This is a genomic window from Pseudomonadota bacterium (genome assembly GCA_016927275.1).
GTDB lineage: Bacteria > UBA10199 > UBA10199 > 2-02-FULL-44-16 > JAAZCA01 > JAFGMW01.
The window spans coordinates 46,361-66,621 of record JAFGMW010000116.1; the positions used below are offsets into that span (position 1 = coordinate 46,361).

18 protein-coding genes are annotated in these 20,261 nt (G+C 64.1%); 12 read left to right on the top strand and 6 right to left on the bottom strand.

The features are described from left to right. The first annotated feature begins 87 nt into the window (after positions 1-87). Both JXA24_08005 and JXA24_08010 read left to right on the top strand, forming a co-directional pair. Entirely contained in the window at positions 88-651 is a 564-nt protein-coding gene (locus tag JXA24_08005) for a cob(I)yrinic acid a,c-diamide adenosyltransferase (protein MBN1283695.1), read from the top strand. A gap of 17 nt (positions 652-668) precedes the next feature. Further along, the gene (locus JXA24_08010) at positions 669-965 is read left to right on the top strand and encodes a divalent-cation tolerance protein CutA (GenBank protein MBN1283696.1); all 297 of its coding nucleotides are present in this window, start codon (positions 669-671) and stop codon (positions 963-965) included. A gap of 83 nt (positions 966-1,048) precedes the next feature. Here JXA24_08010 and JXA24_08015 read toward each other — a convergent pair whose 3' ends face one another. Continuing rightward, entirely contained in the window at positions 1,049-1,771 is a 723-nt protein-coding gene (locus tag JXA24_08015; protein MBN1283697.1) for a hypothetical protein, read from the bottom strand. A 314-nt stretch (positions 1,772-2,085) separates the two neighbouring features. Here JXA24_08015 and queG point away from each other — a divergent pair, with 314 nt between their 5' ends. From queG to JXA24_08030, 3 genes are all read left to right on the top strand, one after another. Next, positions 2,086-2,925, top strand: coding sequence for a tRNA epoxyqueuosine(34) reductase QueG (gene queG, locus JXA24_08020; protein ID MBN1283698.1), 840 nt, complete (start codon positions 2,086-2,088; stop codon positions 2,923-2,925). 276 nt (positions 2,926-3,201) lie between these two features. Then, positions 3,202-4,542: a DNA polymerase IV gene (locus JXA24_08025; GenBank protein MBN1283699.1), complete on the top strand. Its 1,341-nt coding sequence runs from the start codon at positions 3,202-3,204 to the stop codon at positions 4,540-4,542. A gap of 34 nt (positions 4,543-4,576) precedes the next feature. Continuing rightward, the gene (locus JXA24_08030) at positions 4,577-5,578 is read left to right on the top strand and encodes a hypothetical protein (protein MBN1283700.1); all 1,002 of its coding nucleotides are present in this window, start codon (positions 4,577-4,579) and stop codon (positions 5,576-5,578) included. On the opposite strand, the gene JXA24_08035 is transcribed toward JXA24_08030, so the two are convergent. From JXA24_08035 to priA, 5 genes are all read right to left on the bottom strand, one after another. Then, entirely contained in the window at positions 5,575-6,552 is a 978-nt protein-coding gene (locus JXA24_08035; GenBank protein ID MBN1283701.1) for a hypothetical protein, read from the bottom strand. The two genes, JXA24_08030 and JXA24_08035, sit on opposite strands and share 4 nt — an antisense overlap. A 224-nt stretch (positions 6,553-6,776) precedes the next feature. Further along, positions 6,777-7,433 (bottom strand): ribulose-phosphate 3-epimerase, encoded by a 657-nt coding sequence (locus JXA24_08040; protein MBN1283702.1) that lies wholly within the window; start codon positions 7,431-7,433, stop codon positions 6,777-6,779. Beyond that, positions 7,430-8,350 (bottom strand): methionyl-tRNA formyltransferase, encoded by a 921-nt coding sequence (locus tag JXA24_08045; GenBank protein ID MBN1283703.1) that lies wholly within the window; start codon positions 8,348-8,350, stop codon positions 7,430-7,432. Before JXA24_08045 ends, JXA24_08040 begins: the two co-directional genes overlap by 4 nt. A 3-nt stretch (positions 8,351-8,353) precedes the next feature. Continuing rightward, the gene (def, locus tag JXA24_08050; protein ID MBN1283704.1) at positions 8,354-8,872 is read right to left on the bottom strand and encodes a peptide deformylase; all 519 of its coding nucleotides are present in this window, start codon (positions 8,870-8,872) and stop codon (positions 8,354-8,356) included. A 437-nt stretch (positions 8,873-9,309) separates the two neighbouring features. After that, complete coding sequence (gene priA, locus JXA24_08055; GenBank protein ID MBN1283705.1) at positions 9,310-11,337, bottom strand: primosomal protein N'; 2,028 nt, start codon at positions 11,335-11,337, stop codon at positions 9,310-9,312. A 112-nt stretch (positions 11,338-11,449) separates the two neighbouring features. On the opposite strand from priA, the gene elbB reads away from it, so the two are divergent. From elbB to JXA24_08090, 7 genes are all read left to right on the top strand, one after another. After that, a complete protein-coding gene (elbB, locus tag JXA24_08060; GenBank protein MBN1283706.1) occupies positions 11,450-12,115 on the top strand; it encodes an isoprenoid biosynthesis glyoxalase ElbB in 666 nt (221 codons plus the stop codon). 13 nt (positions 12,116-12,128) lie between these two features. Beyond that, a complete protein-coding gene (locus JXA24_08065; GenBank protein MBN1283707.1) occupies positions 12,129-12,551 on the top strand; it encodes a 23S rRNA (pseudouridine(1915)-N(3))-methyltransferase RlmH in 423 nt (140 codons plus the stop codon). Positions 12,552-12,665: 114 nt separating this feature from the next. Then, positions 12,666-14,033 carry a sigma-54-dependent Fis family transcriptional regulator gene (locus JXA24_08070; protein MBN1283708.1) on the top strand — a complete coding sequence of 456 codons (1,368 nt, stop codon included), beginning with the start codon at positions 12,666-12,668 and terminating at the stop codon, positions 14,031-14,033. Between the two features lie 84 nt (positions 14,034-14,117). Continuing rightward, positions 14,118-15,842, top strand: coding sequence for a DNA polymerase/3'-5' exonuclease PolX (polX, locus tag JXA24_08075; GenBank protein ID MBN1283709.1), 1,725 nt, complete (start codon positions 14,118-14,120; stop codon positions 15,840-15,842). Positions 15,843-15,932: 90 nt separating this feature from the next. Continuing rightward, positions 15,933-18,080, top strand: a complete 2,148-nt coding sequence (locus JXA24_08080; protein ID MBN1283710.1) for an acetate--CoA ligase family protein — start codon at positions 15,933-15,935, stop codon at positions 18,078-18,080. After that, the gene (locus JXA24_08085) at positions 18,067-19,938 is read left to right on the top strand and encodes a GNAT family N-acetyltransferase (protein MBN1283711.1); all 1,872 of its coding nucleotides are present in this window, start codon (positions 18,067-18,069) and stop codon (positions 19,936-19,938) included. The genes JXA24_08080 and JXA24_08085 overlap by 14 nt, the downstream gene beginning before the upstream one ends. A gap of 55 nt (positions 19,939-19,993) precedes the next feature. After that, positions 19,994-20,227 carry a ferredoxin gene (locus JXA24_08090; GenBank protein MBN1283712.1) on the top strand — a complete coding sequence of 78 codons (234 nt, stop codon included), beginning with the start codon at positions 19,994-19,996 and terminating at the stop codon, positions 20,225-20,227. Positions 20,228-20,261 lie beyond the last annotated feature (34 nt).

Sequence of the window (20,261 nt, forward strand, 5' to 3'; positions counted from 1 at the left end):
TTCCGGATGATATTTGCACGGGAGGGACATGTCAACCAGGGCTTTTAGCAGGTTTACAAAATCGCGCGCATTACTTAGATTGACGGCATGGGCATAGTGACGGGGGCAGGCGATCGGCGCAGGACGAGGCTCATATCGGGCGAGGAGGTAGCAAAGTCGGATCCCCGCATCGAGGCGGTGGGCGCCATCGACGAGCTCAACTCCCACATGGGGCTCGCGCGCGCCATGGCCGAAAAATACGGCGGACGATTGAGCGGACAGGCCCGGGAGATGCGCGAGCTGCAGCTGGAGCTCTTCCGCATGGCGGGCGAGCTTTGCTGCGCCGACATCTCGAAGCAGGGCTGGGTCGAGCCCACCTCGGTGCGCCATGTCGAGAGCATCGAGGCAAGGATCGCGGCGCTCGAGCGCTCGATCGAGCTCCCCCGCTCATTCATCGTCCCGGGCGCGTGCGATGCCTCGGCGGCCCTGGACATGGCGCGCGCCGTGGCGCGTAGGCTGGAGAGGCACGCGGTGAGGATGTCCGAGGACGGCCTGTACGACAACGAGCAGGGGCTGGTCTACCTCAACAGGCTCTCCGACTACCTCTTTCTTCTCGCGCGCGCGATCGAGAAGGCGGCGGGCGTCCCCTTCTCCACGAAGGAGGGCCAGTGAGGGAGCCGGTCTTCGCAATGACCACCACGAACAGGGCGGACGAGGCGCGCTCCATCGCCGAGCTCGTCGTCAAGGAGGGGCTCGCCGCCTGCGTGCAGATAGTGCCGAAGATCGAGTCGATCTACGAGTGGGATGGGAAGATTCACGCGGACCAGGAGCACCTGCTGCTCATCAAGACGTTCGAGGACCGGATCGGCGCGATCAAGAAGATGATCGAGGAGAAGCACAGCTACGAGGTCCCGGAGTTCCTCGTGGTCCCTGTGATCGACGGCGCTAAGGATTACCTCAAGTGGATGGAAGAGGGCACCAAATAAGCACCAATGACCAAATTCCGAACTGAGCCTTTGTTCGGTCATTGGTTATTTGGAATTTGTTATTTGGTGCTTGGAGTTTGCGGTTATCCGGCGCCGATTATTCTCCCCACCTTGGGGCCAGTCCCGTCCCTGGAAGCGAATATCCTCTTCGCTGTCTTCATGGCGCGCTTCTCCGCCTCGAAGGCCTCCCGGAGTATCGCTGCGCGCGTGGCGAAGTTGTGGTACTTGTGGCAGGGGAGCCTCTTCTCCTTCTTGCGCCTGTCGATCTTCTCCAGGAAGCCGATCATCGGCTCCACCGAATAGCCCATGAGGAACATGACGCGCCCGGAGAAGGCATCCGCGTCCCCCTCCTCCTCGCGCCTGATCGCGTGCAGCCGGTCCCAGGAGAGGTGCGACCAGTCGACCCCCTTCGGCAGATCGCTCATCATGTGGCCCCACTCGTGGGCCACTATCCCGGCGATCAGCTCCTCGTCCCCGCCGTGCTGGGCGAGGAAGTCCACGCCCACGTAGAGGTTGTCGTCCTCGTCGACCGAGGCGATCGTGTTCCTCGCCGGTATGATCTTCCCGCCCTTCTTGCGGGAGAAGAGGGAGAGCTTCTTGCGGAGACGCTCGAGCAGCCCCTTGGGCGCGAAAAACGCCGCCACCTCGGGGGGGAGGGTCTCCGGGTCCACGATCTCGGGTATGGGCTCGCCGAGCAGCTTCTTTATCTCGGTGGCGTTGGCGATCGTGCCGCCGCGCGACACGGCGCGGCTGATCCACGCGGGCGGCATCTCCGCGAGCTTTGCATGTATCTTCTCTATGCCCATGGGGTATCCTGTCCCTCTATTGTACATTATCGGCATGAAAATCAAAATGTTTCGCGATATTAATGATTAGCAGCATTGACATTGATAATTGTTGCCTGTTCCTTTTCAAAAGGGCCTTATAACTCGTGGCTTCGGGGCCTGTCAGCGGGTCGGGGGACACTGTCTCGCTACGGCTCGTTCGCTCAGGCGCCGCTCACTCGCCTGCGTCTCTTCGCCGCGGTCATCGCAGGGCTCTTGATTCGCGGCGAATTCACACGCCGCTCAACAGGGTCCCCCGACCCGCTGACACCCGAAGCCTCCAAGGTAATAGAGTGATGAAGGAGCTGATAAAGAAGAGGGCGATCGAGGTCGGTTTTGCGCTGTGCGGGGTGACCACGGCCGAGCCGGTCGATGAGCTTGCGCATCTGCAGGGGGCGATTGCAAACGGCAGGGTCGCCTCGATGAACTATCTGGCGCGCGACCCTGCGGCGCGCTGCGACCCGCGTTCGCTCCTCGCCGGCGCGCGCTCGGTGATATGCTGTGCGCTTGCGTACGGCGAATCGGGGATCGGCGACCGGGGATCGGGGACCATGGATCGGGAAAGCTCTTTCAGGTCCCGGGTCCCGGGTCCCGGGTCCCGAGTTTTGAGGGCCAGGTTCGCGCGCGGGGCCGAGTATCACGCGGAGGTGGGGCGGAGGCTTACGCTACTGTGGGATGCGATTCGAGAGCGGGCGCCCGGCGCCAGCGCGAAGGCCTGCTGCGACACGAGCCCGATTCTCGAGAAGGCCCTGGCACAGCGCGCTGGGCTGGGCTGGATCGGCAGGCACACGGTGCTGGTGAACCGCGAGCTGGGCTCGTGGTTCGTGCTGGGCGAGATCGTGACCGATCTCGAGCTCGAGCCGGACTCCCCGCACGATGATCTCTGCGGCGACTGCACAAAGTGCCTGGACGCCTGCCCTGCGCGCGCGATCCTCTCGCCGCGCACGCTCGACGCCCAGAAGTGCATCTCCTATCTCACCATAGAAGCCCCGCGCCTTGAGATTGGGATCGGGGATCAGGGATCAGGAACCGGGAGAACCCTTCCATGTCCCGGGTCCCGGGTCCCGGGTCCCGGGTACGGCTGCGACCTCTGCCAGGAGGCATGCCCTTATAACAATAGAGGATGCGCCCAATAGCGCCCACTCTGCCGCTTTGATGAAACGGTTCAGGGTGCTTTTCGCAGCGTGGCTCGAGCCTGCCTGCCGGCAGGCAGGGAGGCCGGATTCAGCAGCCTATAAGTACCGGCCGACGAAAGCCCCCGATGACCTTCAGACAGTCTGGTTCATCTAATGATGAAATGCCGGGGCGTGGGGACTGCGCCCCGGCCGAGACGGCGTTTGAGGCGAGGAGGGATAGCGAGAAAAGCACCTTGAACCGTTTCGTCTGCTGAGTCAGCCTTCCCAGGTTGACATGTGAACGGGGAAGGGCCTAGCGCGTGGGACATGGCCTCGCCCATCACGCTCCACAGTTGGCCGCGCGGCATCGCGCACATCGACGCGGACGCGTTCTTCGCGTCGGTCGAGCAGGCTATCCACCCTGAGCTGCGCGGCAGGCCCGTCATCACCGGCGCGGAGCGCGGGATCGTGGCCGCGGCCTCCTACGAGGCAAAAGCGCGCGGGGTGAAGCGCGGCGTGCCGCTGTGGGAGGTGAAAAAGGTCTGCCCCGACTGCGTGATCCTGCCGTCCGACTACGAGACCTATTCGATCTTCTCGAAGCGAATGTTCTCGATCATGCGCCGCTTCACCCCTACGGTGGAGGAGTACTCGATCGACGAGGGGTTCCTCGATCTCACCGGGCTGCGCCGCCTCCATCGCACCGGGTACGCCGGCATCGCCGCTAAGATACAGGACGCGATCCACAGAGAGCTCGGCATCACCGTCTCGGCCGGCGTGTCGCTCTCGAAATCTCTCTGCAAACTGTGCTCCAGGCTCCGAAAGCCCGCCGGGCTTGTGGAATGCGGCGGCAGGAGGATACACCTGCTGCTCGCGCGCACCGGGCTTGCGCAGGTCTGGGGCTTCGGGCCCTCCACCGTTGCGCTGCTTCAGAAGCACGGCATAAAGAGCGCGCTGGACTTTGTGCAGAGGCCGGAGGCTTTTGCGTCGAAGCTGCTGGGCAAGGTCGGCCGCGAGCTGTGGGCGGAGCTGCGGGGTGAGTGCGTCTACGAGGTCTCGGCGGAGGGGCCTGCGCCGCGTGCCTCCATCTCGAAGACAAAGACCTTCACCCCTCCATCCTCCGACCGCGCGCACGTCTGGGCGCGCGGACTCAGGAACCTCGAGTCAGCGTGCATTAAGGCGCGCCGCCACCGCCTCGCGGCCCGCGGGCTCGCGCTCTTTCTGCGCACGCAGGGGTACGACGGAGAGGGCGCAGAGGCGAAGGTGGAGCGGCCCACCGCATCCACAGGCGAGCTGGTGCCGCTGCTGCGCGGGCTCTTCGACGGGATATACAGAGAGGGTGTTCTGTATCGCGCCACAGGCGTTGTGCTCATGGACCTGACCGCAGATATGCCCTCCCAGTTTGTCCTGTTCGATGAGCCGGCGCATGTCCTCGCCGGGGAGCGTGCATTCGCGGCGGTGGACGAGGCGGCCGCCAGATTCGGCAAGCACGCCGTATTCTTCGCAGACTGTGCGGCGCTCGGCGGGCAGCACGGGGGTGCGCGCGGCCTCGTTGCCGAGCGCAAGTCATTGAAATTGAAGGGTGAAACTGAGAGACAGAGGCTTGCGATCCCGCTGCTCAGAAACAAGGCAACATCTTGAGCCAAAGCGCGATAAGGTCCCTGCAGGAGGTAGGGTGTCGAAAAAGGTTCCCACATGGCTGGGGTGGAGGATGCCTGAGCGGTCGTTCTGCTACAGCCTGAAGGCAGAGGACGCGCATGCGGCAAAGCTGTGCGAGCTGATGCAGGGGCGCGGCGTTGCCAGGGAGCTCATAGACACCGGGCTCTCCGCCAGGATCTTCCGGCCGCCCGCGGATTCCCTCGTGCCGGACGGGACGATCGAGCCGGCAGAGGTCTACGCGCTGGCGATAGAGATCATCGAGGACGAGTACTTCCGCTCGGGCGAGACGACATTCGAAGAGGAGCAGGGTTCGTTCGCAATTAAGGCGTGGGAGGCCGGCTTCAGGCTCCCGTGGATCGTGTACGACGGGAACCCCTACACGAAAAGCGATGTTGAGACGAGAGATGAGCTGAGCCGGATGGCGCGCTCGGTCCGCGGCGAGAGCGAGCTGGAGCTCGCGCGCGCGATCTACGACACGGCCTTCTCCAAGGAGGGGCTAGGCATGGAAGTGTGGAATTCGTTCCCCGTGGAATACAATGCCGAGTACGCACTGAAGTTCCGCTGGGGCGACTGCACCGAGATAAGCTGGGTGCTCTATTCGCTGTACAAGTATGCAGGCTTCGATCCCAGGTTCGTGTGGGTCAGGGAGGAGTTCGACGGCAGCCCCCTCCTGCACATGGCGGTCGCGGTCTGGGCCGACGGCCGGGAGGTGATCGCGGACAGCCACTTCGGCTTCGATGCGGACCATCGAGTCGTCGTTGACCTGCCGCCGCTGGCCGCGCTCGCGTCGTACGTCAACAACGTGGCGGTCGGGCAGCAGGACAAGGTCGACGCTGCAGGCATGCTGGGGAGATCGCTCGGGTACGACCCCACATATTCCCTCACATACCTCTATATGGCCGGAGACAGGATGTCGGACATGTTTCAGATGGACCGCGACGAGTGCGTAGAAAAGGCGGCCGGATTGGATCCGGCCGCGCGGGAATACATGGATTTGCTCCTCAAATCCGGCGACTAGTCGCTCGGAAACCCCTCGAGATATTCAAGCGGGATGAATATGTCGCCCTCCGCCTTGAGGGCGGCACGGGGGAGCTTCACACCCCGGTACAGCTTTCCGTCGTGATCTATGTCGAAGACGTTCTCGCCGCTCGGCTCCCGTCTCTTCTCCGCGATGGAGGCCCTGACGAGCCCGAGCGCCTTTGCAGCAAGGATGTCCGCTGCGTCGTCCTTGACCGACTCGAAGCCGGTGCCCACGAACGACTCCTCGATCACCTCGGCAAGCATCACCGGGCTCCGGCTCCCGTCTTCGAGCACGACCGAACCGATCTTCATGTCCTCGCCTTCATGCTCAGCGCGCGCCTTTTCCACGAAGTAGGCCGCCTGCTCGGAGGTGAGCCTGCCGACCGCCGACAGGGCAGCCGCGTCGCGCGCGATATGCGGGGCGTTTTCGGCGAACCGGCCGGCGCCGCTTATCCTCGTCTCCTCGGCAGGCGCGCCCGTCATTATGGTCTCGAACGCGTCGAGATTCGCGACCTCCGTCTCTATGCGCGCCTTCTCCAGGGACTTCGCGTAGTTCGGATGCTCCTCGGGCATCCTGTATATGCGTATGGAGCCGTCGGGAGCCCTGTCGTACATGAGAAGATAGTGCACGGCCCCGCCGCTGTCGGTCACCCTGTAGAGGTTTTCGATGTGGACCCCGTAACTCTGCAAACCGTCATATCCTGGATCGCCCCTCGACCCTTTGTGCCTGACCTGCTCCGGCGTGAAATCGATGTAATCGGATTCGAATCGGATGTCCTGTCCCCGGCCCCCTTCGTCCCTCGCCGTGTGCGACAGGGCGAGGTTCGAGCCCGTGGTGCCGGAGAGCTTGCCGATTTCCGTGAGATGATCCCAGTTATGTACGATCAGGTTTTTCAACCCCTCCCATTTTTCCTCTTCCATCTTCTTTACGAGCGCCAGATCCTTGGCCCCCTGGACCCTGTCGATCACCATATGACCCTCCTTGCCCTGATAGCAGCGGTGAAACACCACAGACAGAGTGAGCAAGAATCGTGCCCGGAAAAGGGTGTCAGATATTTTATCGAGTTATATTGATATTTTGGGATTTTTTGAGAAGGCGAGGATTCAAAAATGCTTATCCGACATGAAGAACTATCAATATGACCATCCTATGACGTGCGCAGCGTCAAAAATTTGGCGCCACTTCGACAGGCGGCTCATCGCTGCTTTCCGCGGAGGCCCTTTATCGCGGCTGCGTAGTCCTTTGTCCCGAACACCGCCGAGCCGGCGACTATGATCTGGGCGCCGGCATTCAGCGCCTGCCCCACGGTCTCGGCGTTGATCCCGCCGTCGACCTCTATCAGAGTGGGCAATCCCTTCCTGTCGATGTGCCTTCTTATGACCGCGATCTTGTCGATGCACTCGGGGATCATCTTCTGGCCGCCGAATCCGGGGTTGACGGTCATCACCAGCACGAAGTCCGCGAGCTCCACGAATGGCAGGACCCTCTCGACCGGCGTGGGCGGATTTATGACCGCGCCGGCCTTGCAGCCGAGCTTTCGTATCGCCGGCAGGAGTTCGGAGAGGTCGCCCGTCTCCACGTGCACCGATATCCAGTCCGCGCCCGCCTTCGCGAAGTCGGCGACGTATCTCTTTGGGTTCTCGATCATGAGGTGGCAGTCGAGCGGCAGCTTCGTGACCGGCCTGATCTTCCGCACGACCGGCGCGCCGATGGTGATGTTGGGCACGAAGTGGCCGTCCATCACGTCCACGTGAATCACGTCCGCGCCCGCGGCCTCGACCTCGCGTATCTGATCGCCCAGCCTCGAGAAGTCGGCCGAGAGTATTGAAGGAGCGATGAGAGTCCTTGTCATCCCAGTTTCTCCCCTCTTTCTATGGCGTGTCCGCGCATGAACTCCACCGCGGTCATCCTTTTGCCGCCCTCCATCTGTATCTCCACGAGCTTGAGCGCGCCCTCGCCGCACGCCACGCAGAGCCGGTCGCCGGCCTCTATCACCTCGCCGGGCCTGCCGCTCCCCTCGTAGAGCTCGGCGATGTGGATCCTCAATCCCCTGCCGCGCAGCGCGGTGAATGCGCCGGGCCACGGCGCAAATCCCCTGACGCGGTTGCGGATCGCGCGCGCCCCCATCGTCCAGTCTATGCGGCCGTCCTCCTTCTCGATCATCGGCGCGTATGTCGCCTTCGCGTGGTCCTGAGGGATGGGACGGAGCTTGCCGTCAGCCAGCTCCGACAGGGTCGCCTTGAGGAGGTCGGCCCCCATCGCGGCCAGCCGGTCGTGCAGCTCCGGCGCGGTCTCGCTCTCGCCGATGGGGGTCTTGGCCGCGAGCAGGACGTCGCCCGAGTCGAGCTCCTCGTTTATGAACATCGTGGTCACGCCGGTCTCCCTCTCGCCGTTGACTATCGCCCAGTTTATCGGCGCGGCGCCCCTGTACTTCGGGAGCAGCGATGCGTGCACGTTGATGCATCCGTGCGCGGGGATGTCGATGAGCTCGCGCGGCAGGATCTTGCCGTAGGCGATGACGACGATGAGGTCCGGCGCGAGGTTTCGGAAATGCTCGATCTCCTCCGGGTTCCGCACGCTCGCCGGGTGATTGAGCGGGATGCCGCGCTCGCCTGCGAAGGCGGCGGTAGGGCATGCCCGCACCTTCATGCCTCGTCCTGCCGGTTTGTCGGGCTGCGCGACCATCTCGAGGATGTTGTGATGAGAGTCGGCAAGCGCCCTGAGCGCTGGCAGTGCGAACGCAGCCGATCCCATGAAGACGATGTCCATTGGCTATAGGGCTGTGGGGTGGCCTTCTTCCTTCTTGCGCTTCTTGAGGTAGATGTCCCTCTTGAGCCTGCTCACCCTGTCGATGATGAGGACGCCGTCGAGGTGGTCGATCTCGTGCTGCACCGCGATCGCGAGCAGCCCGTCGGCGTCCATCTCCTCGCGGATACCGTTCTCGTCGAGGTAGCTGACCTTGACGCGGGCCGCGCGCTTTATCTTGACCAGCATGCCGGGCACGGAGAGGCATCCCTCCTCGTATTCGACCTCGCCCTCCCGCCCGACTATCTCGGGGTTGACCATCTTGATGAGCGCCTCGGACTCGGTCTTGCCGCCTCCGCTCACGTCCATGACTATCGCGCGGACCGACTCGCCGATCTGGGGGGCGGCGAGCCCCACGCCGTCGGCCGCATACATGGTCTCCGCCATGTCGTCGAGCAGCACCCGCACCTCGTCGGTCACCTCTTGTATCGGCTCCGCGACCTTGAGCAGGACCGGGCTGGGGTATTTAACGATCTTCCGTATCATGGCGCCACTATAGGCAAGCAGGGACCTCAAGGCAAGCCCGGCCTTATCAATCCGGAACGCATGTTTGCTTGGTTCGGCGACGGATCGGGAAAGACTGCCGAGCGGCGTCAGGAGGCGTCGCTTTCAAAGCCTATGGTGCTGCGGCGCCGAGTGCGCAGGCGAGCGAACGGCGTATGAGTGAGCGAGCCGTAGCGAGGAGGCTTTCCCGATCCGTCGCCGTGCCCGAAGCAAAAAAAGGACCCTCCAACACTATCGCTGAAGGGCCCAAAGGGGGGGGTCGAACTTTGTGACTCCCGATTTCTCTCTTCGCTTCCACAGTAGTTATCGGCAGGGAGGGGTACCCAAGTTGCGTGGGCCGCAAAAAATTCCCACAAAGAGGTAACCATTTGTTTTAATTAAGTTTTACTGCGAAAATGGGTTTTTTTCGGCAAAAAATTCTACATCAGGGTGGCCGGATCCACATCGAGGGAGACCCTGGCGGCCCTCGGCACCTCGGATTCGATCCTCGCCTGGGCCCTCGAGAGCACGAGCGCAAGCTCCCTTTGGTTTGCGGCCTTGACGAGCAGATGCCAGCGCCAGCGGTTCCTCTGCTTCTCCACGGGCGCAGGCGCAGGGCCGAGAATGCTGATCCCCGGGCAGCCGGCCGCCTCCGCCCTGAGGATCGAGCCCACCTGCCCCGCGGCGTCGCGCGCCGCGTCCTGCCTTACGGCCGAGACCCTTGCGCAGGCGATCTTCGAAAACGGCGGGTATCCGGCCCTCTTCCTGTAGGCGAGCTCCGCGTCGAGGAACCCCTCGAAGTCGTTTTTCGCCGCCGCGGCGATGGACGGGTGCTCGGGCTGCCACGTCTGGATTATCACCCGGCCCGGCTTTTTGCCCCGTCCCGCGCGTCCGGCGACCTGCGTGATCAGCTGGAGGGTGCGCTCGGCGGAGCGGAAGTCGGGCATGTGCAGCGAGTGATCGGCGCTCACCACGCCCACGAGCGTTATCCCCGGGAAGTCGTGTCCCTTCGTCACCATCTGTGTGCCCACGAGGATGTCGATCTCGCCCCTGCGCATGCCCCTGAATATGCGGTTGCGCTCCTTCTGGCCCCCGGCCATGTCGCTGTCTAGGCGCGCGACGCTCGCGCCCGGGAAGAAGTCCGCTATCTCCGCCTCGAGCCTCTGCGTCCCGTGGCCGGCCGGCACGAGCTCCAAGGAGCCGCACGAGGGGCACGATTCGGGATACGGGGCGCGGAAGTCGCAGCAGTGGCAGGAGAGAAAATCGCCCCTTCGGTCCGAGTGGGCGCACAGCGATATGTCGCAGTTGGGACATCCGATCCTCTCGCCGCACGACTCGCAGATGAGCGCGCTGGCGAATCCGCGCCTGCCCACGAAGAGCAGCGCCTGCTCCCCTCGCTCGATCGTCTCGGAGATCGCGCGGTGGAGCGCAGGCGAGAGCGAGGAGAACCCCATCCCGTCGCCCGAGCGCCTCGCCGCGCGCATGTCGACGATCTCGACCGAGGGCATCGAGGCGTTGCCCGTGCGCGAGCCGAGGGAGAGCAGCCCGTACTTGCCCGACCTGGCGTTGGCAGCGCTCTCGAGGGACGGGGTTGCGCTGCCGAGCACGCAGAGCACCTTCTCGAGGTGCGCGCGCATCACCGCGCAGTCGCGGCCGTTGTAGGTGAACCCCTCGTCCTGCTTGTATGACCCGTCGTGCTCCTCGTCCACGACTATGGCGCCCAGCGAGGGGAGCGGCGCGAAGAGCGCGGAACGCGTTCCGATGACCACGTCGACCTCGCCCGACCTCATGCGCCGCCACTGGGCGTGGCGCTGGGCGTCGGTGAGCGCCGAGTGATAGACGGCAACGCGCTCGCCGAAGCGGGCCGCGGCGCGGCCCGCGAGCTGCGGGGTGAGGCCGATCTCCGGCACGAGAAGCAGCCCCTGCCTCCCCTCCGCAGCGAGCCTCTCGAAGAGCCTGAGATACACCTCGGTCTTGCCGCTGCCTGTCACGCCGTGGATGAGGCAGGTCGAGTGCGCGTTCGATCGGGCCCGGCCCGCGATCTCCTCTATGGCAAAGGACTGCTCCGCGGTGAGCAGAAAAGCGTCCTCGTGGAGGGCGGCGATCTCCGCGGGCGCAGAGGGCCTTGTGGTCCTGGGGGGGGCGGGGTCGAGCATCCTGGCCGGCAGCGCCGCGCGCACCGCCTCGCCTATCGGGGCGAAGTAGTACGATGACATCCACTGCATGAGCTCGAGCAGGGGGGCCGAGAGCGACGGCGACTCGTCCAGGACCTCCACGATCGGCTTGATTCGCCCGGGCGCCACGCCCTCCGGGAGGTTTTCCCGGAGCGACAGGACCACTCCGATCGCGGACTTCTTCCTGAACTCGACCAGCACGCGCATGCCCGGCTCGAGGGATGCCCCCTCGGGCACCGAGTAGGTGAAGGCGCTGCGGATCGGAGAGGGGATGGCGAGGTCGGCAAAGGACATGGGAAGGGCTCTAGAACAGAAAGCGGACTTCCGCAAGGGACTTGCGCAGCGGTTGAGGCTGAGGTTAAGGTTGAGGCTGAGGCTGAGGCTGAGGCTTGAAGGGGGGATGGGAATGGGGAAGAAGAGAATAGGCGTGATATTGTGCGGGTGCGGCCACCGCGACGGCTCCGAGGTGCACGAGGCCACGCTCACGCTGCTGGCGATCGATCTGGCCGGGGCCGAGGCGCTCTGCTTCGCACCCGCGGGGGAGGCCAGATTCGTGCGGGACCACCTCAGCGGGGACGAGCTGCCCGAGCGGCGCAGCATGATCGTGGAGTCGGCCCGCATAGCGAGGGGGCGGATCGATCCCCTGGCGGAGGCAAGAGCGGCCGATCTCGACGCGCTCATAATACCCGGCGGCCAGGGCGCGGCGCTGAACCTCTCCTCGTATCTGGCCGACGGCGCCCGCTGCAGCGTGGAGCCGGAGACCGCGCGCCTGATCAGGGAGATGGCGGCGGCCGGCAAGCCCGTCGGCGCAATCTGCATCGCGCCTGCGACGCTCGCGAGGGCGCTTGAGGAGGCCGGGATCTCGGCGGTCCTCACCGCAGGGGACGACGAGGATGTGGCTCGCGACGTTGAGGCCATGGGGCATCGCCATGAGCGCTCGCTGCCCACCGAGTGCGTGATCGACAGGAAAAACAGGGTAGTGACGACCCCGGCCTACATGAACGCCCGATCGATCGGCGAGGTGTGGAAGGGCGTGGGCAAGCTCGTCGATGCGGTCATCGAAATGGCGTAGGAGCAAAGAAGCCATGAAGATTCTCATATTGCCGATAGGCAGGATACGCGCGAGGCCGATCGCCGAGATCGCGGCCGACTACGCGAAACGGATTTCCCACTACGCCCCCTTGCAGGTGTTGCCGTGCCGCGACGAGCCGGAGGCGATATCGAACCTCAAGCCCGGCGATCACATGGTCCTGCTCGACGCCGGGGGCAGGCAGCAGAGCTCCGAGGGGCTCTCCCGGATGATCTCCGGTCACCAGATGCGCGGGACCAGGAGGATGGTCTTCCTCATAGGGGGCCCCGGTGGGGCCGGCGAGCTGGCGAAAGACAGGGCGAGCTCGGTGCTCAGCCTGTCGCCCATGACATTCCCGCACGAGCTCGCGCAGGCGATCCTGCTCGAGCAGCTCTACCGCGCCTTCACCATCCTCAGGGGCGAGCCGTATCACAAGTGAGACAGGCATGATCGGACATATGTATGATTTTGAGACGATTCCCTTGTTTCAGCGGCGCCTCATAAGTTATACTGTATGATAACAGGACAGAAGATGGGGCAGCAAAGGGGGGATATGAAGAAAAGGGGAGTGCTCCTATTAATCGATGATGATCGTGATTTTGCCTCCACCTTTGCCGATAGGCTGGGATCGCTGGGGTTTGAGGTGTCCGTCGCCGGCACCGCCTCAGAGGCCCTGGGTGCGCTCGATGAGGTTTCCGCCGATTGCGTGCTCGTCGACATAGGACTCCCGGACATGTCCGGAATGGAGCTCATCGGCAGGATCGCGGAGAGGGACGCGAAGCTCCCGATAGTCATGGTCACCGGCACGACGAAGATCGACACCGCGATCGAGGCGATCAAGAAGGGCGCGTACGACTACGTGGTAAAGCCCATCGATTTCGACTCCCTGCTCATCAAGCTCGGAAACGCCGTGGAGTCGCGCCACGCGTTTCGAACCATAGCTCACTTCGAGCAGGAGGTTGCGAAGGAGCACGGCTTCGGCCGGTTCGTGTTCCGAAGCGAGCTCATGAATGGGACGGTGGAGCATCTGAAGCAGCTTGCCGAGACGGACGCCACTGTCCTCATCACGGGCGAGAGCGGAGTGGGCAAGGAGCTGGCGGCGAGGACGATACACTACAACGGTCCGCGCAGGCTCCGGCCGTTCGTGCCTGTGAGCTGCGCCGCGGTGCCCGAGACCCTCATCGAGAACGAGCTCTTCGGGCACGAGAAGGGCTCGTTCACCGACGCGTTCGAGAGGCAGCCGGGCAAGTTCGAGCACGCGGCCGGCGGCACCATATTCCTCGACGAGATCGGGGACCTCTCCCCCGGCATACAGACCAAGCTTTTGCGGGTGCTCCAGGAGAAGAAATTCCACAGGATCGGCGGGGTCAACGAGGTGAGCGTCGACGTCCGGGTGATCGCAGCCACCAACAGGGACCTGGACGAGGCGGTGAGGAAGAACGAGTTCAGGTCGGACCTCTTCTACAGGCTCTCGGTGCTTCCCGTGCGCATGCCCTCTCTCAAGGAGAGGGGGGAGGACATCATCCCTCTCGCGCGCCACTTCCTGGGTATATTCTCCAGGAAAGTCGGCAAGCGCTTTGAGCGTTTCTCCAAAGAGGCGGAGGAGAGGCTCGCCGCATACCCCTGGCCGGGCAACGTGAGGGAGCTTCAGAACGCCATAGAGCGGGCCGCCGTCTTCGGCCGGCCGCCGGAGATCAGAGACGACGACCTCGCGCTGGGCAGGATCAACGGGATCGTCACGGCACCCGCCCCGGTCGAGGAGCCGCTGCCCGATTCGCTCGATGAGCTGGAGGCGCTTCACATAGGGAGGACGCTGGGCAGATTCCAGGGCAACATATCCAAGGCCGCCGCGGCGCTCGGCATCGGTCGCGACACACTGTACCGGAAGATAAGGCAGTACGGAATCAAGCAAAACACGTGACACGTAACCTGTGACCTGTAACCGGTGGTAAATGACAGGATGTTAGACCGGTCACGGGTCACGTGTTACGTGTAACGGTTGCCAATGGACAAATCCCAGATAGCCAACGCCCTCCACGAGATCGGCGTGCTCCTCGAGCTCACCGCGGCCAACCCCTTCAAGGTGCGCGCCTACCTCAACGCCTCCCGCACAGTCGACGGCCTCACCGACGACATAGGGGCCCTCATCGAGGGCGACCGCCTCGTGGAGATCAGGGGCATAGGCCGCCACCTCGCGGATCACATCGCCGAGCTCTACGAATGCGGCGAGGTCGCAGAGTACGCTGAGCTCAAAAAGTCGGTCCCGGAGGGGGTCCTCCAGATGCTGTCCATCCCGGGGCTGGGCGCGAAGAAGGTCTCCCATCTCTGGCGGGACAGGGGGATAAAGAGCGTGGGGGAACTCGAGCTGCTCTGCCGCAGGCACCTGCTCGCAGGGTCGCCCGGGTTCGGCGAGCGGACCGAGGAGAAGATCCTCGAGGGCATAGGGATGCTCAAGCGCTTCGCGGGCAAGCGCAGGCTCGACGAGGCGCTGGCGGAGGCGGAGGCGGTCGCGGCCGTCGTGCGCTCATGGCCCGGGGTCGAGCGCTGCGAGGTCGCCGGCTCTGTGCGGCGCAGGCGGGAGGTCGTGAAGGACATCGACGTCATAGCGGTCTCGGGGAGGCCGGCCGAGGTCATGCGGAGGTTCGTGTCGATGCCGGGCGTAGCCCGCGTGTTGCAGCACGGCGAGAAGAAGTCTGAGGTGGTCCTCGAGTCGGGGATCCAGTGCGACCTGAGGGTGGTGGCGGCCGCGCAGTTCGCCTTCGCCCTCCACTACTTCACCGGATCGAAGGAGCACAACGTCCACATGCGCAGGGTGGCCAGGGAGAGGGGGCAGAAACTCAGCGAGTACGGCCTCTTCAGCGCAGGCTCCGCCAGGTCGGCCCGGTGCGCCGACGAGGCGGGCCTCTTCGCGAGGTTCGGCATGGACTACGTCGAGCCGGAGCTCCGCGAGGACACGGGCGAGATAGAGGCCGCATCGAGGCACGAGCTCCCGAGGCTCCTCGAGGGGAAGGACGTGAGAGGCGTGCTCCACGCCCACTCAACCTATTCTGACGGGGAGGCCGGGATAGGGGAGATGGCGCGTGCCGCCCGGGGGCGAGGGTTCGAGTACATAGCCATCTGCGACCACAGCCGGTCGGTCACGGTCGCTGGGGGTATGGAGCCGGCCGACGTGAGGCGCCAGCACAGGGAGATCGACGCGATAAACCGCAGGCTCAGGGGCTTTCGCGTGCTCAGGGGGATAGAGGTCGACATCCTCGCCGACGGCTCGCTCGACTTCGACGACGGGCTGCTGGCGACCTTCGACCTGGTCATCGCGGCCATACACTCCCGCTTCAGCATGTCCGAGGGCGAGATGACGGAGCGGATCGTGAAGGGGATGAGCAACCGCTTCGTGCACGCCCTGGCGCATCCGACCGGGAGGCTCCTCCTCGCGCGCGACCCGTACGCGGTGGACATGCGGCGCGTGATCGACGCCGCGGCAAAGCTCCGCGTAGCGATGGAGATCAACTCGCATCCGCAGAGGCTGGACCTCGACTGGCGCTGGTGCAGGTACGCGAAGGAGAAGGGCGTGAAATTCATCATCTGCCCCGACGCCCACTCGCCCCGGGAGATCGACGTCCTCCAGTACGGGGTCGCGGTCGCGCGCAAGGGGTGGCTCGAGAGGGCCGACGTGCTCAACTGCCTGTCGGCATCGGGGCTCCTCAAGGCGCTGGGCGGCATGCGCCGCTGATCGCAGAAAGGCGCGCCGAGGAGCGCCCGAGCATGCCGCTTTACTTAATCCTGCGGCGGATGTAGTGAGGGCCACATCAAGGAGGCGAAGGTGCTATCAAAACTCTTCACACCACGATCGGTGGCGGTGGTGGGGGCGTCCCGCGAGGAGGGCAAGGTCGGGCATTCCATCATGAAGAACCTGGTCGGCCACGGATTCGCCGGCCCCATCTATCCGGTCAACCCCAAGGCGAAGGACGTGATGGGGCATCCCTGCTTCAAGGACCTGAGGGACGTGCCCGACGGCTGCGACCTGGCGGTGATCGCGGTGCCAGCGAGGCTCGTGCCGGGCATCGTAGAGGAGTGCGGGCGCAAGGGGATCGGCGCCGCGATAGTCATATCGGCGGGGTTCAAGGAGGTGGGCGGGGAGGGGGCGGATCTCGAGAAGAGGCTCTTCAACGCGGCCATGACCAGCGGCGTGAGGGTGCTGGGCCCCAACTGCCTCGGCCTCATCAACACCAGGCACCGCCTCGACGTCTCGTTCGCCGCCAGCCACCCCGAGGAGGGGGACATAGCGGTGATCTCCCAGTCCGGCGCGCTGTGCACCGCGATAATAGACTGGTCGGTCAGAAACCACATAGGATTTTCAAAGCTCATAAGCATCGGCAACAAGGTGGACATAGACGAGGAGGTGCTGATCGAGGAGCTGGGCGAGGACGACGACACGAAGGTGATCGTGGGTTACCTGGAGAACATAGTCAACGGACCGCACTTCATGCGCTCGGCAGAGCGCGTGACCAAGCGCAAGCCGATCATACTCATCAAGGCCGGCAACACGGCGGCCGGCGCCGCGGCTGCGTCGTCCCACACCGGGAGCCTCGCCGGGGCGCGCATGGCCTACGAGTGCGCGTTCCGAACCAGCGGGATATTGCAGGCGTCCTCCCTCGAGTCGCTCTTCGACTACGCCCAGGCGTTCTCCTACCAGCCGCTGCCGCGCGGCAGGAGGGTCGCGGTGGTGACCAACGCCGGCGGGCCGGGGATCATGGCCGCAGACGCGGTCGAGAACTCCGGGCTGGCGTTCGCGAAACTCGGCGACGAGACCACGAAAGCCCTCTCCTCGTTTTTGCCGGCCGCGGCCAACATCCACAATCCGGTCGACATACTCGGCGACGCTCTGGCCGAGACCTACGGCAGGGCGCTCGAGGCGTTGCTGGCCGACGACGGCGTGGACGCCGCGGTCGTGCTGCTGACGCCCCAGGCGATGACCGACGCCGCCGAGGCCGCGCGCGTTGTGGCCGGGGTCTCGGGAAGACACGGGAAACCCGTGGTCGCCTCTTTCATCGGCGCGGACCGCGTCTCCCTGGGCATAGAGATACTGCAGAGGAGCAGGGTGCCGCACTATCCGACCCCCGAGCGCGCGGTCGAGGCGCTGCAGGTCATGGCCGAGTTCGCGAAGTGGAAGGAGAGGCCTCCGAGGGTTATCCAGCGCTTCTCGGTCAACACCACTAAGGTGGACAGGGTGCTCAACCTCTGTCGCAAGCGTGGCCAGTTCAACGTGGGTGAGCAGGACTCGAAGGCGATACTCGCCGCCTACGGTTTCACGGTGCCGAAGGCCTCTCTCGCCAGGAGCGCCGACGAGGCGGCCTCCGCCTCGGCAGCGATAGGATTCCCCGTGGTCATGAAGATCGTCTCTCCAGACATAATCCACAAGTCGGACGTGGGAGGGGTGAAGGTCGGGCTGGCCGGATCCTCGGAGGTGAGGGACGCGTACGATCTCATGATTGCCAGGATACGCCTCCGAGAGCCCCGTGCGAGGCTCCAGGGCGTTCTCGTGCAGGAGATGGTGGGCGGGGGCCGCGAGATAATCGTCGGCATGACGCGCGACCCCCAGTTCGGCCCCATGCTCATGTTCGGGCTGGGCGGGGTCTACGTGGAGGTCCTGCGCGACGTGTCGTTCCAGCTCGCACCCATCACCCGCGACGAGGCGTTCGAGATGCTCATCGGAACCAAGACATACAAGTTGCTCAAGGGCGTGCGCGGCGAGAAGTCCGTGGACATGGAGCTGGTCGCGGAGTGCATAAGGAGGATATCGCAGCTCTCGATGGACTTCCCCGCGATCGAGGAGCTGGACATAAACCCGCTCAACGTCTCGAGCGACAGGGCCGGCGCGGTCGCGGTGGATGCGCGCATTAAAATCCGGGACTCGGGACCCGGGATTCGGAACTCGAAACTTCAGGGGTGTGACCATGGCTCAGAATGACTGGAAACAGACATACTCGGGCAAGGTCGTCTCGGCCGCGGAGGCCATCTCGCACATTAAGCCCGGCAACAAGATCTTCATAGGCACAGGTTGCGCGGCGCCGCAGATGCTGATCGAGGCGCTCGCCGGGGACCGGCACGACGTCTCCGACGCGGAGATATACCACCTGCTGACCATGGGCGTCGCGCCGTACGCTCGGGAGCGCTTCTCGGAGAGATACCGCTTTAACAGCTTCTTCATCAGCGAGAACGTCCGAGATGCGGTGCAGCAGGGGTCCGGCGACTACACGCCGATATTCCTCTCCGAGCTGCCGATGCTATTCGAGTCGGGCCGAATACCGCTGGACGTGGCCCTCATACAGGTTACGCCCCCCTCCCCCGACGGCATGGTGAGCCTCGGGGTCTCCGTGGACATCGTGAAGAGCGCCACCGAGAACGCGAGCCTGGTGATCGCCGAGATAAACGAGAACATGCCGTGGACCTGCGGCAACTCGCAGATACCGGCGGACTACATCGACTTTATGGTCCCGTCCGATCGGCCGCTGCTCGAGTATCATCCGGTGGAGATCGACGAGACGATAGTCAAGATAGGCAGGCACGTTGCGTCGCTCATCGAGGACGGCTCGACCATCGAGCTCGGGATCGGCGCCATACCTCAGTGCATAATCGAGTTCCTCAAGGAGAAGAAGGATCTCGGCATACACACGGAGATGTTCACCGACCAGCTGGTGGACCTCATAGAGGCCGGCGTGGTCACCGGATCCAAGAAGAACCTCGATCGCGGCAAGGTGGTGGCCTCTTTCCTCATGGGCACGGAGAAGCTCTACCGCTTTGTGCACAACAATCCGGTCGTCGAGATGCACCCGTCCCAGTACGTCAACGACCCGTTCGTGATAGCCAGGCAGCCCAGGATGGTCGCGATCAACATAGCCCTGGAGGTGGACCTCACCGGACAGGTCTGCGCCGATTCCCTCGGCACGAAGTTTTACAGCGGCATAGGGGGCCAGCTCGATTTCATAAGGGGGGCGTCGCGCTCGGCGGGCGGCAAGCCCATCATAGCGATGAAATCTACGGCAATGAATGAGGAGGTCTCCCGCATAGTCCCGATCCTGTCCCCCGGGGCCGGGGTCGTGACCACGCGGGGGGACGTGCACTACGTCATAACCGAGTACGGGATCGCCGACCTGCACGGCAAGAACATACGGGAGCGCGCCATGGAGCTCATAGGGATCGCGCACCCGAAGTTCCGGGGCGAGCTGCTCCGCAAGGCGAAGGAGTTCAAGTACGTCTACGAGGACCAGATAGAGATGGCGTGGAGCGAGACGCGCTACCCGGAGGAGTTTGAGCGCTGCCAGGTGATAGCGGACGGCAGCCAGATATCGTTTCGGCCCATCAGGGTGACCGACGAGGAGTCGATCCGCGAGTTCTTCTACTCGCTCTCGTCCGAGAGCGTCTACCACCGCTTCTTCCAGCCGGTGAAGAGCATGCCTCACTCGCGCGTGATGCCGCTGGTTTCGATAGATTACGACAAGGACATGGCCATAGTGGCCACGATACAGGACGCGGCCGGAGATAAGGTGCTAGCCGTGGGGCGCTACATGCGCAGCTCGAAACAGGAGAGGATGGCGGAGGTCGCCTTCCTCGTCAGGGACGATTGGCAGAACAGGGGCATCGGCCGCTCGCTGATGACGTTCCTCGTGGAGATCGCGCAGAAGAGCGGGATAGAGGGGTTCGTGGCCTCGGTCCTCCACGAGAACAAGCAGATGATGTCGGTCTTCCGCTCGGCGGGCTTTTCGCTCAGGACCACTTTCGAGGACGGGATATACAACGTCTCGTTCCGCTTCGACGAGAAGGCTTGACACGGGGCTGCAGCGTGGATATGCCCGGCCCGTAAAAACATCCAAGGGGGTGGCGATGGCAGATCGCGACGACAAGGTCCCGGAGAACATCGAAGGCCGCTATTACGTTGACACGCAGTGCATCGACTGCAACCTCTGCCGCGACATAGCTCCTGCGAACTTCGCGCATCAGGAGGAGGCGGGCTACGCGTACGTTTCGAAACAGCCGGCCGGCGAGGAGGAGGAGGAGCAGTGCAGCGAGGCCAAGGACTCGTGCCCGGTGGAGGCCATAGGCGACGACGGGGAGTGAGCGGTTTTTCAGAGCCGATGTGGCCCCGCATGAG